17 protein-coding genes and 2 pseudogenes are annotated in these 14,996 nt (G+C 34.6%); 1 reads left to right on the forward strand and 18 read right to left on the reverse strand.

Features of this window, described 5'->3' with window-relative positions; all coding sequences use genetic code 11:
- Nucleotides 1-179: 179 nt before the first annotated feature.
- The 13 genes and pseudogenes from NST77_RS09445 to NST77_RS09505 all read right to left on the reverse strand — a co-directional run bounded on the left by NST77_RS09445 (nucleotide 180) and on the right by NST77_RS09505 (nucleotide 10,534).
- A pseudogene (locus NST77_RS09445) lies at nucleotides 180-667 on the reverse strand (cytoplasmic protein).
- Between the two features lie 554 nt (nucleotides 668-1,221).
- Nucleotides 1,222-1,434 (reverse strand): bacteriocin immunity protein, encoded by a 213-nt coding sequence (locus tag NST77_RS09450; protein WP_095328965.1) that lies wholly within the window; start codon nucleotides 1,432-1,434, stop codon nucleotides 1,222-1,224.
- Between the two features lie 404 nt (nucleotides 1,435-1,838).
- The gene (locus NST77_RS09455; protein WP_341123742.1) at nucleotides 1,839-2,384 is read right to left on the reverse strand and encodes an SUKH-4 family immunity protein; all 546 of its coding nucleotides are present in this window, start codon (nucleotides 2,382-2,384) and stop codon (nucleotides 1,839-1,841) included.
- A gap of 86 nt (nucleotides 2,385-2,470) precedes the next feature.
- Nucleotides 2,471-2,667: pseudogene (locus NST77_RS09460) on the reverse strand (IS1595-like element ISSpps1 family transposase); the annotation flags it as partial.
- Nucleotides 2,668-3,122: 455 nt separating this feature from the next.
- A complete protein-coding gene (locus tag NST77_RS09465) occupies nucleotides 3,123-3,563 on the reverse strand; it encodes an SMI1/KNR4 family protein (protein WP_095328966.1) in 441 nt (146 codons plus the stop codon).
- A 328-nt stretch (nucleotides 3,564-3,891) separates the two neighbouring features.
- Nucleotides 3,892-4,410: a hypothetical protein gene (locus NST77_RS09470; protein ID WP_341122926.1), complete on the reverse strand. Its 519-nt coding sequence runs from the start codon at nucleotides 4,408-4,410 to the stop codon at nucleotides 3,892-3,894.
- A gap of 70 nt (nucleotides 4,411-4,480) precedes the next feature.
- A complete protein-coding gene (locus NST77_RS09475; RefSeq protein WP_095328968.1) occupies nucleotides 4,481-4,954 on the reverse strand; it encodes a toxin-antitoxin system YwqK family antitoxin in 474 nt (157 codons plus the stop codon).
- 624 nt (nucleotides 4,955-5,578) lie between these two features.
- On the reverse strand, nucleotides 5,579-6,121 hold the full coding sequence (locus tag NST77_RS09480; RefSeq protein ID WP_095328969.1) for a T6SS immunity protein Tdi1 domain-containing protein: 543 nt from the start codon (nucleotides 6,119-6,121) through the stop codon (nucleotides 5,579-5,581).
- Between the two features lie 223 nt (nucleotides 6,122-6,344).
- Nucleotides 6,345-6,857, reverse strand: a complete 513-nt coding sequence (locus NST77_RS09485; protein ID WP_095328970.1) for an Imm6 family immunity protein — start codon at nucleotides 6,855-6,857, stop codon at nucleotides 6,345-6,347.
- A gap of 565 nt (nucleotides 6,858-7,422) precedes the next feature.
- Complete coding sequence (locus NST77_RS09490) at nucleotides 7,423-7,872, reverse strand: hypothetical protein (RefSeq protein WP_341122927.1); 450 nt, start codon at nucleotides 7,870-7,872, stop codon at nucleotides 7,423-7,425.
- A 521-nt stretch (nucleotides 7,873-8,393) separates the two neighbouring features.
- Nucleotides 8,394-9,626: an IS110 family transposase gene (locus NST77_RS09495; protein WP_095328971.1), complete on the reverse strand. Its 1,233-nt coding sequence runs from the start codon at nucleotides 9,624-9,626 to the stop codon at nucleotides 8,394-8,396.
- 132 nt (nucleotides 9,627-9,758) lie between these two features.
- The gene (locus tag NST77_RS09500; RefSeq protein WP_268877104.1) at nucleotides 9,759-10,313 is read right to left on the reverse strand and encodes a recombinase family protein; all 555 of its coding nucleotides are present in this window, start codon (nucleotides 10,311-10,313) and stop codon (nucleotides 9,759-9,761) included.
- Nucleotides 10,310-10,534, reverse strand: a complete 225-nt coding sequence (locus NST77_RS09505; protein ID WP_268877105.1) for a recombinase family protein — start codon at nucleotides 10,532-10,534, stop codon at nucleotides 10,310-10,312. Before NST77_RS09505 ends, NST77_RS09500 begins: the two co-directional genes overlap by 4 nt.
- 166 nt (nucleotides 10,535-10,700) lie before the next feature.
- Here NST77_RS09505 and NST77_RS09510 point away from each other — a divergent pair, with 166 nt between their 5' ends.
- Nucleotides 10,701-10,901 (forward strand): helix-turn-helix domain-containing protein, encoded by a 201-nt coding sequence (locus NST77_RS09510; RefSeq protein ID WP_095328972.1) that lies wholly within the window; start codon nucleotides 10,701-10,703, stop codon nucleotides 10,899-10,901.
- A 317-nt stretch (nucleotides 10,902-11,218) separates the two neighbouring features.
- On the opposite strand, the gene NST77_RS09515 is transcribed toward NST77_RS09510, so the two are convergent.
- From NST77_RS09515 to NST77_RS09535, 5 genes are read right to left on the reverse strand one after another with little or no spacing between them, the layout of a single operon-like run.
- Complete coding sequence (locus tag NST77_RS09515) at nucleotides 11,219-11,614, reverse strand: CDI toxin immunity protein (protein WP_095328973.1); 396 nt, start codon at nucleotides 11,612-11,614, stop codon at nucleotides 11,219-11,221.
- An 11-nt stretch (nucleotides 11,615-11,625) separates the two neighbouring features.
- Nucleotides 11,626-13,266 (reverse strand): hypothetical protein, encoded by a 1,641-nt coding sequence (locus NST77_RS09520; protein ID WP_341122928.1) that lies wholly within the window; start codon nucleotides 13,264-13,266, stop codon nucleotides 11,626-11,628.
- Entirely contained in the window at nucleotides 13,263-13,571 is a 309-nt protein-coding gene (locus NST77_RS09525; RefSeq protein ID WP_123257768.1) for a hypothetical protein, read from the reverse strand. Before NST77_RS09525 ends, NST77_RS09520 begins: the two co-directional genes overlap by 4 nt.
- A 25-nt stretch (nucleotides 13,572-13,596) precedes the next feature.
- Entirely contained in the window at nucleotides 13,597-13,806 is a 210-nt protein-coding gene (locus NST77_RS09530) for a hypothetical protein (protein ID WP_095334370.1), read from the reverse strand.
- Nucleotides 13,806-14,501 carry a DUF4176 domain-containing protein gene (locus NST77_RS09535; RefSeq protein ID WP_095334371.1) on the reverse strand — a complete coding sequence of 232 codons (696 nt, stop codon included), beginning with the start codon at nucleotides 14,499-14,501 and terminating at the stop codon, nucleotides 13,806-13,808. Before NST77_RS09535 ends, NST77_RS09530 begins: the two co-directional genes overlap by 1 nt.
- Between the last annotated feature and the right edge of the window lie 495 nt (nucleotides 14,502-14,996).

Consider the following 14,996-nt stretch of genomic DNA (forward strand, 5'->3'; position numbering starts at 1 on the left):
TATCGTCTTATTTTCACAAACCACTTAAAATATAATGCCTTGATGGTACTAGGATCCTAAGCTCTCCGTTCTCAAACAAATTATTTTCATTTTGTTTCACTAAATATCAGTTTAATTTATTATAAATAAAAAAAACTTGAAAAGGCACTTTGCCAATCAAGATTTGTAATTTTTTTATTTTAAGGCACATACATAATAATTTCACCAATCGGGTATGTCCCCTTCCACCCACACGGCCACCCTCCTTGCTTATAAATCTCAAAGATTTTTTCATAAAAATTGTCTGTTTTCCCATTAACTAATCGATTTAATGCACACATCATGAGGTCACCCTCAACTTCCTCATTAATATCAATATAATCAAAAGGAAGAAAGTCGTTCGAGTAATTGTTATAGTCATTAAAAAAATCATATAAATCATCTTGTTCAGTTACTAAATCCAAATCATATACCTGTTGAACAATACTTCCTGCTTCCTGTGATTTAACATTTTCCCATACAGTATCAACTTCACTTGAGTCCTGAGACCAAGCAAGGTTTTGTGCTTCCTTGAAATTATTTATTACCTCTAAATTATTTACATGAAAGTTATTCATATTAAACATCTTATTATGACGTATAAAATCCATTACTTCTTCTACTAATTGGTGTTTTCACCCAATTTCATTTAGATAACCACCTTTCCCTTAATTCTTCTATTTTTCTTACAATATTGTTATAAACGTTTTGAAAGCCTCTATATTTAGATAGGCTACTAACATCGCCAAAAGGTATAGGTAAAAATACACCATTTGCAGAGTCATTCATTTCCATTTTTAATAACTGGATTTGTATTTTATGGAGTAGGAATTTTATACTTTGCTTAATAACCTAGCCAACTTATAGAGCCGGGGAATCCCATTAACTCTAGTAAATTTTTTCCTAAGAACGCGTAAGGGAGGATTTCCAGAAGTACATGGAATAAGACTACTTGCATTATCTACAACTTTAGGAGTATCTAAAAATAATGGCCGATATCCTATCGCTTTTGATTGCCTTGTTTCGTCTTCTTCACCGTTTCATATGCAATGCTATATCCGCCTCTTGCTTGACCTTGTGTAGATACTCGAATATTTCTGATAACTTCATAACATGTTATGCTTTAGGATTACCGTAACGCTAGCCTCTATATTAATCAAATCATTGTATGGGGCTTTGCGATGCAATCACCCCCTTTACCGATTAGTTCTCTTCTTTATATGCTAAGGCAATCTCTACTACTTCCTCTGGAGATAAATCCTCATCATTCCAAAAAATTAAGTCACTCGGAGCAGGATGAGGAACATTTTCTTCCAAAATTTCTATATATTCACTTACCTTTTCATCAGACTGCTTAGGATTACCTATTTTTTTTACTAGTTCAACTAACTTATCTTTAGATAACTTTTCACTCATTTTTCTACCATTCCTAAATTACTGCCCTTTCTTTCCAAATTGATAAACAGGTTTTCACATATTTTAGTGTATTTTTGATAGTTTGAACACTTCTCTCCCCTCGTCTATAGGCTTTTATGTAAGTATATATGATTTATGTTTACCACCATGTTCTACAATAGAAGTACTTCCCTCTAACACCCTTGAAATATTTTGGTTTTTAAACTCCTTTGTAAGGTTATCATCTCCTATATTATCCCATTTCTCTTTCTCTAAAATTATCAAAGAATTAAATTGCTTACCTAACAGTTTATCTCCTTGGCATTACACTAATTGACTCTTTTTATATAAGTTTGGTGTGGGTTTGAAGACTTCTGTCTAATTTAAAGCTCTTATATTTTAAGGATCTTCCCATACGCGAGAGGTTATTCAAATAGATTTTCAAACTCAGTAGACCAAAAGAATCCTGCTTCCATACACTTACTATCAATTTTCTCTAGTTCCCCTTTTAGCCACTCCATTACTACTTTAGGTATATCGTTATCAATATAGGCATCCTCTCCGTTAATCTCTATTGCTTTATCAATCATGGATACATAAGCTAATATACATTCTGCAAACTGATTCAGAGATGAATTAACAAATATCACTTTATAATTATCCCCATTAGTAAGTGACACTATGTTTTCATCCTCCTCCGTTATACAGATTGGATTCCCCGAACCAGTTGACCCTAAAAACCAATATTTTTGAAACTCTTCTGGCATATCAAATACATCGGTAATAGGTCTAAATTGGGACGTAGTAAATTCCAAATACGGCGGTGGAGTCTCCGGTAGACCTCCTATAGACAAAAACCTCTTAACTTCCTCCGAAAAATATGTATTCATTAAATCTGCTTCTTTAAATTTGTTCAGTGGGCCATTCTTAATATAATCCCATTTATTAATAAATTCTTCTGGTGTCATCACCATTCTTCTCTCACCTTCTTGAATCTTTTATAAAGGTATCCAGCCTTCTTGCAGTTTCATCATCTACCCCAGTACCCCCATTCCTTTTCCTCATTATGGATACCGACAGTAGAAGAACCACCACGTTTTTCTAGATTTGTGATTTTTAATATCATTTTGACCTTTTTGACTTTCCCAGAAATAGGTTTCATCTATTTCTACTATTCCTTTAAATAAATCTATACTTTTCTTTAGCGCGTGCAGAAAACACTTTATGTCCCCAATAAAAAGTAGTAACGTGAGTATACCAACTGTCTTGGTTATCTCGGGCAGCTACCTACATTCCATTGAATCTGTCACCATTATGAATAGTTGTTCACTGTATTCCAATAGGTATTAGGTTCATTTCATCTGGTGCCAAATCACACCTTCTAGTCTTCTTCCAATTACGGTATCTTAGCCATTCAAATTGTGCCTCGACATTACTTTAACCAGAGACTTTCTGGTACATCTTTAGTTTCTACCACGAAATCCAGCACCCTTGAAAACTACAAAACCAAATTCCATTCCATCTGCAATTGCTTTTTACTTTATCAATTTTCGCTTGTGGATAGTTAAATACTCTCCACCAATAAATGACTTATTCTGTGACCAAATTTGTTTGCTGAATTTTCCCACTATAATGTCTTAAATACCAGTTAATTTATTATAAATTAACGAAGGCGTAAAAACATTCAAGATATGTCTTATTACCGTTCTTTAATCAGGTAGTAATTCCAAGTAATAATTATCATTTTCTTCCATCTTTCTTAAAAATTCTTCAAGAGAAGTGGCAATTTGAACGTCATAATAATAAACTGGATTTCTATTATTATCATTCAATTCGATGGACATTAATGCTGATTCACTGCCTTCAAAAAATATTAGTTTATTATTCTCAAATTCTTCATAGATTTCTATGTCGGGATAAAACTCAAAATCATTAACTCTTAATCGAAAATCTCTTACAGAATAGGGACCCATAATTCGATTAATATTAAATTCTGAACCTTTAATAAAACCGTAGCCCACCTCTCTATAAAAATGAACTAACTCCTTAGGGAATTTTAAATTAAGTGCCTTCTCAGCCTCTTTTATTTTGTTTTCAGCCACAGGATAAAAACTATTTTCTTGGTTTGTCTTAATAAATTCATAGCTCATTATTTTTTACCTCCTATACATAGGGTATTTGCTTTTGGGCTTTTCATGTATATCAGCTTGATGCGCATTTAGGAATATTAATTGTGTTAGTACAATCATTTAGCTAACTCTTCTTTTGTATTTCATCTGCAAATTCAATGCCTAGCTTTTGTTTACAATCTTCTTTATAACTATATCTAAATCATACTTTAGAATAGAATCTTCTGTGTTTTTTAAAAGTATCTTGAAAATTGTTAGTAAGTATTTATTTGGCCTCCCTATCACTGTCAATGTCCAGAAGTGATAAATTCCATCTATTACCTATCATCTTCTGAGGTTTATTTTTCCTTTACTCTCTTTCTTTCTCATTAAATAGTTTGTCTATGTAATTAATATTATCAAAAATCCAGTATCTATCCTCTTCAGGAATATCACTAGTAAAATCCTCACGAATCCCTGACCAATTATTAGGAACATAATTTTCAAAAGGTAATAGCTCAGGATAAAGGGAGAGAAGCTTTTTTTGATTAAAGTCTATAAATAATGATGGCCTCAATTCTAGAATAGTACTTCCATAATCTTGATGTTCAACTAACTTTTTTAATTCTGAAGTCGGTACGGTATAATCAGTATATTCTTGTAAATAGAGACGATAATTCTTTTCATTTACAACTGAAATGTTATTTCTTAGAGAAAGAGCAAAGTCCATATCAAGACTAAATCCATTTCTTTCATATAATTTTTTATATTTTACTATATCTAGTATCCAAACATCTCTTTCTGTTAGATACCATGAGAATTGAGAAGAAGTTTTTACCCCGACTATTATATTTTGGGCATACTCCGGTTTTAATAACAACGAAAACACCACTTTTTCATTCTATTTTTGCATAATGTTTATATTCTAAATTGAAACAAATCTATTATTCAATGATTTCTTACCTACCTATGTTACGATTTATTTCTCTTCTTGTTAATAAAATAGCATATTGCGCATTTTCTTTATCTTGTTCTAATTCCTTTTCCATTATAAGTTTTCCATTGGCGTCCCATTCTTTATAGTTCAATTCAATCGATAACTCGACTTCACTTGTCGATTTAACATTTCCATTTTCATGCCAACAAATACTTTTTCCATTAACTAGTCCATATTTAAAGTACTCTTCACATTTTATTTTTCCACTTTCATAAAATTCGCGATTTAAACCATGAGCTAATCCATCTTTATAGAAACAAAAATAAATTAGATTCCCATTTTCGTACAGTTCGAATGCTAATCCGGTAAATGGCTTTCCACCTTCATCTTCAGGGTTATCAAGAATCTCGTCACTATATGAAGTAAACCATAAATCATCAAAGTTTACACCGTTTTTCAAGACAAAATCCTTTGTATATTTACTATCATTTTCCATAATTAAGCACCTCTAGTATATATTAAGATCAGGCTATGATGTATGCATAGTGTGGATATCTTATCTTTTGCTTTTTGTACCCTTTTGGCATGAAATTATTGAGCTTCCTTGCATGGATTAATATACCACAAATTCTTCCAGCTTCGCATCAGACATCGCCAATAATGCCTCATTAAAAGTAGAAACTTCAGTTTGAGGTCCATCACCCAGATTTGTTCTTAATCTAATTAATCATGTTCCTCCTATTTAATAAAAATGCTGCCAACTGTTAGTCTACTGAGGTTGTACTGTTACAAAAGGGAGCGACTTACGTTGAAACAAGTATATACCCAACAACGTTCAACCTCTTCACCCTACCGCTGCAGAAATTGTACATTATGTGACCTTTTTAGGTTATCCATTGTTTAGCGCACATGCATTATTATTCATTTTAGTTTAAATGCTTTACACTAATCAAAAGGAGCCCGTATCTTTAGTTAGTATTACAACCGTACTCCATAATGGTATTGCCATCATGGGGTCTCTATTTCAAGCAGTATTATTCATTTGCTTAACTAAGCATATTACATACAAACAAGCACTTGATACCTTAAATGCGATCAAGTGCTTATCTTGAGATTGGTTCTATTCAATCGGTCCCATAAATTCTGTAATAATAAGAATATGTTCTCTTATTTTTACCTTTTTTAGATTTTCTACTTTTTCAGATCCACCTAGACCTAGTAAAGGAGTGTATCCAAAACATTCTTCATAATCAGGTCTACCATACTTACTATAAGCTTTAGGGTATGGTTCCCACATTAATTCATCATTTATAAAGTCATTATCCTTTAAATCATCCAAAAAGAAGTTAAAGCCAGATGAAACAATGTGTACGAGTCCTTTCCTAAAGTTCAACAAATTAACATATTTATCTTTTTCCCACACGATAATATCACCCATCGAGGTCGTAAAAATTGGAATTGCTTGCTCGTACCTTCTATAACATCTTTCTAAAATATCCAAATACTCATCTGGATTAATTAATTTTAAAAAACCGTTTAATAATGTTCCAAAACCATATTTATACCATACTTCTATCAGTTCTACCGGAAGTTTATCTTTATATTTTAAGATAATCCTTTCATCAACAGTATTATGTTTTAAAAAATTCTCAAAGGTATCCAATTAAAATGCTCCCTTAATTTAATGTGTCAACTTTACATTCAAATAAGTATTCTTTGGTGACTTCTTGACATATTATTTTCCACTATTTTTTATGTCGTTACGCCATAGGATGTTCTCTTACTTGATTCCATCGATTCAAGAAACGATTACTGGATCGTGTATAATCGCATCGACCGTTTCTGTAGCATTTTTCAAGAAAGTTCATATAATAATAGAGTCATAGTTAATTGTATAGTTGTAATTCCTTTAAAATTTCTGTCCGCCAATCATTCGCAATATTCCCATTCTTATAATTATCCAATAAAAAATTTATTCTTTGAATATAACTATCTGCATTCTCTACACATTTTCCAAAACAATCCATAAAATGGTCTACTAATGTATCATCAACTAAAGCAATTGGTTCTGGATAATATTTGACACCTTCTCTTTCAAATGCTTTTCTACTAGTATAAGCAACTGCATCAATAACACAGTTCCAAGCTATGAAGTCTGTTTCATTATCTGACATCTCTTGAATTATTGTTATACCATTTTCCTCATTATCTAACAATTCATAAAGAATAACCCCTATATTTTCTTTCCCTTTTAGCCATTCCCAACATTTATATATAACTTCTTGGGCTAACATTTGATCTTCTTTGCGAGAAAATACCGACAAAACTTTTTCTGAGAGTCCAAGGAAAAATATTACTTTACCATCTTCTGTTAAACTACTAAAGTTAGCATTTTCCATAATTAACCTCCCACTAATCATTATTCTCCATTTTTAATCATTAAATTAAGCCTACTAGTTATTTTTATGTTTTCACCCATTTCTGATGTTACTTCGATTTTATCTTAGCGTATTTTAACCTCTCATTACATAAATGTTAATTTTCGTAACACTTTTTAAATGAATAGCAAGTACTATACGACCGCTTCTAGTAAGAATACAACTTATAATTAATAAGCTAAGCTAAATTAATAACAGAACACACTTTCACGTTACCCTATTGTTTATTGCCACGAGCTTTGTCATTGTCTTTAGTTTACGTGTTTTGCAGTATCAGAAGTCCCCCACACCATGTAAATGTCAAATCATCCAATTTTCGTATTTTTTTATCAATCCTATATAAAATAAAACTCCATGATGTGCAGTACCTTCATGGAGTCTCTATTTTTCAAACATATCATTGCTCTTTTTGTCCAACTCAAATATCTTAATTGTATTTTAATTCACTTGCTTTATGTACACGTAAACCCCTTTCGTATAACTAATTTAGGTATTAGAGTACTCTAAACACGTTATCTTTTCTTTTTCACAAATAATTGTAATGACCAAATTCAGGAAATACATCCCAGTTTCTTTCAAGGATATCGCTAGTTTCGCGCTCCTCGACTGAACCGGTCTTTAAATCTGTCTTTTCCATTGCTATAAAGCCATCTTCTCGGAAGCCCAAAATCAAGGTGCTTACTTCCATGTCAGTTTCATCATCATATTCCCAATACATGGCTGTTCTTAAAAAAATCTTACCATCACTCATAACTTCAAAATCATAATTTAAATATTTACGAATCAGGTCATCATAAAACCCCAACGAAACCCATTCATTTGTAACATTTACAATATACTTAGGTTTCTCATCCTCTAATAATACCGCCGTATATGGTTCTTGTTTTTGATGGTATGTGTATGCAGTACGGACATCAAGTATGTTCCAAGGCTTCTTTTTGATGTCCGACCATTCGTCACAATAATAAATTTTCATAGTCAATTATACACCTTCCCCTTAATATCCCTAATAATAATCCTGCTTTTTGTTGCCTCATCAAGAATTGTTTGGTGAATTGGTTTATTTTGTACAGGTATTTCTAATATTAATTCACTTTAAGTCGCCCTTCTTTGAAAGCGTTAGAATTAAAAGTCCCATTTGTTATTTTAAAACCCCAAGAATGTTTTTTTGTGATTTCATTTAAGTAACTCTTAGCTGTTTTTTTCTTGCACTTCACTAAGTAGAGTAAATTTTCTCGATACTATTTCCTTGTTGGGTACATTTGAGTCAACTACTTACTTTTTGCCCCCTACTTCTTTTGCTTCCAACTCTACCTCATCATTATAAGGGAAACGAGGACGATTTTCCTTATTAAAATTATTACCTGCTTCCCAACGCTCTTTAAGCAAATCTAGTACAGATTTCTTTTTAGGAGTAACATCACCCGTACCCTTAGGAATATCTAAATTAGTACTTAATAAAAGGATGGCAGTCTATTTAACCACCACCCAAACTAATTAACTTGCCTTCGTTTCAGGCATTCTTGGCAGAATATAAGCCGTTTTATTTTTCATCATACCATAGACAATTCTGACTAATCTCCTCATAATACAGAGAAGGGCTTGTGACTTGGATTTCCCTTCACTTTGCTTTTGATTATAGTAAGCATAAAACACAGGATTACGAGGAATTTTATTCCCCTTACTTACTTGGACTTGTTGAACAGCTAGGTTGTAAAAAACATCATATAGCTTTCGGTTGCCTTGTTTCGTTTTCTTCATCGTTTCCTTGCCACCCGAACCCATCTTGATAGGGGCTATCCCTGCATATCTTGCTAATTTGTCAGAGTTTGCGAACCGGTGAATGTCTCCGATTTCAGCAATTAAAGCGGATGAAGTAACCGTATCAATCCCTGGCATGGTTTCAAGCTGCATACCTAACTTCTGAATAGTTACTTTTAATTCTCTATCTACCTTCTTGATTTCCCTTTTCTTAAAGCTAATATCTCGAACTATGCTTTGAATGATAAAGTCTCTTGATGTTTGGTATTCTCGTTTTACTTCTCCATCTGCTTGAACAAGTGTTAATATTTGCTCTGCCTTTCTAGTGGAACAAGCATTGTTACTCACTTCTAATAGGAACTTCCGTAAGTCCTCTACTGTTTCCCCCTCCAAATGAGATGGTGAAGGGTAGCTTTCCCAAAAAGCTAAAGCTGTTTTTCCATCTACTTCTGAAAAGAAATCCTTGTAACTTGGATAATGATAGTTTAATTGCATATGCAGTTGGTTTTTCAAGGATGTTTGTGTTTTCACTAAAGCATTTCTTCTACCAACAAGTTGAGCGATTATCCAATGAATATCAAATGGTGTAGCTTCAGGTAAATACGGTAGGTCACGTATTAAAACCCTTGCCACACATTGAGCGTCCCAACTATCATTCTTTTGTGTCATCGCATAGCTGTTCCGTTCTGCATTGGATAAAGAGGAGTTAACAAATTTCACAATGTAACCTTGTTCAAGCAGATACAACGCTAAATCTCGTCCGTAACCACCTACATCTTCTAATCCAAATATAGGGGTCAAATCTTCTGTTAAATACCTATTCACATACTCTAGTAAACTTGGAAAGATGGCTGGTTTATTTTGAAACGTCATTTCCCCTAGCTTTTCATTCCAACAATCCAATATCACCGCTGTATGTTGAAACTTGTGTAAATCTAGTCCTATATAAATATACTTATCTCTTCTCATCAGAAAACCTCACCCCTATATTCGATTGAACGGATAAAGTAAGACAGAGAATGTCAGCAACCTTAGGTCGAGCGTTAGTCTCTAGGGACTCGCAAGGGTACGAAAGCCTATCCATTCTCTATCTGTTAACCGTTATAAAATGGCTTGATGTTTGCCATCTGCTGTTATGTCACCATAGTGGTATAACCCACTATAAAAGGCTTTTCTATCTAAAATCCTTTTGACTTGGACTTTAGTAAACAACTTTTCTTGTTTTGTTCGATGACCTTCCTCATTCAGTTGTTCCGCTAGTTGAGTTAATGACCATGAAGGATACTGTTCCTTTAAGTCAAACACTCGTTGTACGGTTTTGGCTTGTCTATCATCTATGACAAGGATTTTCTTACCTTTTTCCACTTTGTAGCCTAATGCGACATTTCCACCTGAATAGCCGCCCTGTTGGGCTTTCTTATTCCGCCCTCTCCCTAGCTTTAAAGAGATTTCTAATCGTTGATATTGATCTAATAACTCCATTAAACCATTGATTAAAAAATCGCTAGGGTCTTTCTTATGGATACTGTATTGCGGTTGTTCAATGCTCCGAATGTCTACTCCATACTTTTTCAATTCCCGATGTACTAACACTTTCACAATGTCTGACCGCCATAAACGGCTTGTATTAAGTGTTACAACATAATCCCACCTCATTGTGGGAGAGATACTCCAACATCTCCTAAAAGCATCCTATCCACTTCTAACGCTTCTTCATCTACTTTAGCACCACTGATACCCTCGTCCTTAAACAAGCGTAAAAGCGTGTACCCTTGAGCCTGACAATATGCCTTGATTTCCTCTTCCTGGTAAGCAAGGCTGTAACCATCTCTTGCTTGTCCTTGTGTAGATACTCGAATATATCCGATAACTTTCATGGTAGTTTCCCCCTCCGTTACGCTAATCTCAATTAACGTAACGCTTAGCCGCTATAATTAATATAAATTCATTGTATGCGGCTTTAGCGATACAATCAACCCCTTTACCGATACAAGTTTGTGATGTATCGTAAAAGGTAACATGAATAAGAGGAAGGGAAGTACCATGCCTATTACAAACAAGCTAAAGGAAATCCTTAAAGAACGAGACCTTTCACAGCGTGAATTGGCACGAATGACAGGTTTGCGACCAAATACAATCAGCCATCTTTGTTCAGACAATGTGGACAGAGTGTATCTATCAACATTAGAAACGGTTTGCAAAGTGTTAGACATCGACATTCAGGAGTTAATCGAGGTGGAGTAGTCCTCTTGCTATAGTCATCGTTCTATGTACGTAAAAGTTGCGAAAAATTTAAAAGGCAAGGAGAAATCAAAGGTAAAGTATTGAGGTTAGGAATGGTGGTATCTGATTATTTATAGGTTATTTATAGGATATAAAATACTTTAGATAAGGTACACATTTTAAAGCAATTGTACGTCAATGTAAATCAATAAAATATAATATACGGCTTACAAGAGTTATTTCAATCCTCTGAATAAAAAGCAGTTAATTCGGCACTCCGTCACTAAAAAAACCCTCAAATGAGTAACATTAATTCTCTTTTGAGGGTTAAATCCATTCTACTTTAATCCTACTTTTACTTCACCATCATGAAATATTTCAATAACATATCCTGCAGATGGTGAAAATATCCATGTATCAAAACTTACAGCAGTAACATCATCTATAACTTTAAATACTTTATCTAAAGTAGATTGGATAATTGGTAACGTCCCTTCATCCCAAATTATATAAACAACATTACTGTATTCATCTATGTTTTGGTGTAAAAAGGAGATTATCTCATCGACTGTATCCACTGCAGCATGATTAGACACTTTCTCCCATTCAATACGCCCCCACTCAGCAAATGGAAAAGAACTTTCAAAATTGCTTAATATTTGCTCTCTATTATTATCAGATAAGACATGTACATCCTCATCCAGTGCTTCAATACACTCATCAAATAAACTCATCTAAAATCCCCTTATCTATTTAATTGTTTTAATAAAGATTTAAAGGTGCTTTCGTTACCCTCAAATGGGATAGCGATTTTTCGGGCATTAGCCCCTTTACCATTACGAAAATCCTCAATATTTATATGTGTCCCCTTATTAGGGTCATAATCTAATCTCCATCTTACTTTTCCGTCAGCAGACTGCCTACCAACAACTTGACCATATCCAACACTTGACTTAAGCGTACCTGTGTATGGCTGTGAGTTTGGTCCTAAATCTCCAACTAGGTCAAGTGCCTTGTTTCTAGCTTGTTCATATGTTTTGACCTTATCTAATACTTGTTCTCCTTTTCCTATACCCTTAGTAGTCCCCTTCCCTTCCACTTTCCTCAAAGAAGCCGGAACGATTGAATCCATCCGATTTTCTATTGTGGCTCTGCTCCACACATTGACAGGAGCCTGATTCGCTGTGCTTAGTTGGAAGGACGGATGGGGCATGAAGTTTTGTCTAAAGAAGTGGGTGACTTCTTGGACATATTGTTTTCCACTATTTTTTATGCCATTAGGCCATAGGCTGTTCTCTTTCTTGCTTCCATCGATCCGTTGGAGCGATTCTGTTGTTTTTCGTGAAACGACTGAGCGGGTTCCGCTGGCTTTATTGATACTTTTTTCTCCTTTTAACAGCTTAAGGTATTTGGCTTGGCCGGCGTATGGGATAAAGGAAGTGGCTGCACTTCCCGATACATACATGATCCCTTCTTTTTCAGCGGTGTCTGTTATAGACTGCGCCATCGATTCAAGGACGATTGCGGGATCGTGTATAATCGCATCGAGCGTTTCTGTAGCACTCTCTATCCTTTTCGTAGAAGCTTTTTTTAGAAAATCCGGCTCTATAGAATCTGGAATGATTCCTGATGCGGCTACGATTCCAGCATCGATCACAAGCGTAATAAGGCCTTTGGCTATCTCATAAATCGCTACCGCGAGCCCCTTTACAAAATCCCAAGCTCCCTCTGCTGTTACAGAAATCACATCGCTTACCTTTTCAGAGAAAGTTGTATAGCGATCCTTGACCTGAGAGGCCTTGTTTGCATATTCATCATCTGTATTTTCATACTTTTTTACTTTTGATTCATAGAGATCCCACAGCTCTTCCATTTTATTTTTTAGCTTGGATTGAACAGATTCCATGTCATTTCGAATTCTTTCCAGCTGTTGTTTATTATATCTGCTTCGCTCTCTTTCTTCCATATCTGTATCGTCAAACAGACTAAATAGAAGGCTGGGGGACCGATACGTTTCCTGAATGGCGCGGCTAAGTCTATAGGTTACTCCCCATTCAATCTGGGTGAGATTCCCCCAAATATCGTTTCGATCGACTCTCATCATGCTGTTTCTGGAAATAGGGGTAATATAGGCAGTGGTATCAGCCACATAGTTTTCAAACAATGTTAATAAATCCTCTATTTGCGTCTGGTAGCTTTGGATATTTTTCTTGGATTCCTGCATAAGATCTTCCCAGGCTTCCAGACTCTTTCCCGCGTTCCTCTCTGTATAGCCTGCTATCGTATGGAGAGAAGTCTGCATCTGATGAAGAGCCCGCTTATATGTATGAAGCTGTTCAATGATCTGATCCAGAATCCCATAGTTAATTTTTAAGTCCCTTTTCATGACTGGCCGCTCCGAATGTCCTTGCCGATTTCTTCGTCTGCCTTTGTCATTTCTTCCAATATGCTTTTACCGGCTGTATAGACAGCATGCATATTTTTTACTAACTCTTTATTTACATCATTATTCATATGATCCAGAATAGCATCTACTTTATCGATGAAATCAGAATGAAAGTTTTTCAACTGATTTCTTGTGCCTGTACGAAAGGTGTCTGTGTAACTACTAAACTCATCGATACTGGATTGCAGGGTTTGTAAAGTTGCCTGTAACTCACGGATATCCATCTTTATCTGTGCGGTTCCCAATGGTAAACTCCTCTCTCCTATTTTCTCATCTAAAAGGAACGGATTCAATAGCGACAATCAGTCGATTCAGTTCTCTAATCATTTCTTCTATTTTTTCCCGCATCTCTTCTTCGACAGAGGCATTTTCTAAATCCATTTGCTCAAAATTTTTCTGTATGCCCTCTTTGGCATCTTCCAAAAAAGAGATCATATTTGATACTAAGCTAGAGGAAAAGCTTGACGTATAGTTTGCCATTATCTTTCACCAGCTCTTTCCATTTCCACTTGTAACGATTGCATGTCCTGTGCGGAAAACTCAATTGATGTCATCTTTTTTTCTACAACTAGCTCTTCTTTCATAAGCAGTTCAAATGCTTCTTCCATCTCATCTTTAAAACCCATATGTAGGACATTTGTAATCAAAGGCTCTGTGAAATAAAGGATGGCATCTTTCTTCATTTCTCCTACAGGATAAACCACACCGCCGTACGGAAAAAACGTTTGATAACCTGTTGGAACGGTATAACGTTTGGTGATGACAATTTTGGCTGCTGAAGAAGTTTGCTGTTCTGGCAGAAAGTAAAGGGGATTCAGTTCCACAACTGACCCTAATGGCAGCACTTCTCTCATTATTTCTATGCAGGAAGTAACGAAGGGGAAGAAAAGATGGTCCTGTAAACGATAATGGGACTGTCTAAACTGAATCACATGCTCCTTATCCTCTTTTCTATAATAAATGGCCTCCTGGTTGGTGCTCTTTATATCATAGGAACGGAGCCCTTGCTTATAAGCAAAATAGAGTTCCCGAAAGACGAGCTCGTCCTCCAGATATAAGTCAGCAAACGCATGGATTGCCGTACGATATTTATCCTTTGATTCATCGGATAAAGAATCCATGAGCTGAGCTATTTTTTTCATTGCCAACGCCTTTAACTGTTTTCTATCATTCAAATGGCTCCCTCCCTGCCATGTAAATATTTTACATACATATATTATAAATGAGGGAATGGAAAATGATAAGGTGAAAAATAGCTAAATACCAAAGACCTACTTATATTCCTTTATTTTCCTAAATAACTCTTCATTCAAATGCTGTCTCTGATAATTTTAAATCCCGAAAGACTTGACTCCCTCAAACGCTAGTTTTGCTTTTTCCTACTAAATTTTCTAAAATTAGATTCTATCCTCCTTAGTATATTTTTTGAAATCCTGCAATCCTTGACCCTTATAAGGATGAGATGGATTTATTATTTTATTGCTTTTAAAACATATTAGCTCTGTTCTTTGGTAAAATATCGAATAGTTCAAAAATAAATTAGAGGATTTTTTTATGATAAATGTGATAAAAGGTTTTTTCGCGAGCTTTTTTGTTATCTATTTCTTTATGCTATCTTATTTTTAATAGAAAATAAGATAGATGAACTTTTTGAAGCTCTTATTTTTCAG

The organism is Niallia sp. FSL W8-0177, assembly GCF_038006285.1.
GTDB classification, from domain to species: Bacteria; Bacillota; Bacilli; order Bacillales; family Cytobacillaceae; genus Niallia; species Niallia circulans_A.

Coding starts and splice junctions, on each gene's coding strand:
- NST77_RS09450 (WP_095328965.1), bottom strand. CDS start 1,434: ATGAGTGAAAAGTTATCTAAAGATAAGTTAGTTGAACTAGTAAAAAAA.
- NST77_RS09465 (WP_095328966.1), bottom strand. CDS start 3,563: ATGAGCTATGAATTTATTAAGACAAACCAAGAAAATAGTTTTTATCCT.
- NST77_RS09475 (WP_095328968.1), bottom strand. CDS start 4,954: ATGGAAAATGATAGTAAATATACAAAGGATTTTGTCTTGAAAAACGGT.
- NST77_RS09485 (WP_095328970.1), bottom strand. CDS start 6,857: ATGGAAAATGCTAACTTTAGTAGTTTAACAGAAGATGGTAAAGTAATA.
- NST77_RS09490 (WP_341122927.1), bottom strand. CDS start 7,872: ATGAAAATTTATTATTGTGACGAATGGTCGGACATCAAAAAGAAGCCT.
- NST77_RS09495 (WP_095328971.1), bottom strand. CDS start 9,626: ATGAGAAGAGATAAGTATATTTATATAGGACTAGATTTACACAAGTTT.
- NST77_RS09500 (WP_268877104.1), bottom strand. CDS start 10,313: ATGAGGTGGGATTATGTTGTAACACTTAATACAAGCCGTTTATGGCGG.
- NST77_RS09505 (WP_268877105.1), bottom strand. CDS start 10,534: ATGAAAGTTATCGGATATATTCGAGTATCTACACAAGGACAAGCAAGA.
- NST77_RS09510 (WP_095328972.1), top strand. CDS start 10,701: ATGCCTATTACAAACAAGCTAAAGGAAATCCTTAAAGAACGAGACCTT.
- NST77_RS09515 (WP_095328973.1), bottom strand. CDS start 11,614: ATGAGTTTATTTGATGAGTGTATTGAAGCACTGGATGAGGATGTACAT.
- NST77_RS09520 (WP_341122928.1), bottom strand. CDS start 13,266: ATGAAAAGGGACTTAAAAATTAACTATGGGATTCTGGATCAGATCATT.
- NST77_RS09530 (WP_095334370.1), bottom strand. CDS start 13,806: ATGGCAAACTATACGTCAAGCTTTTCCTCTAGCTTAGTATCAAATATG.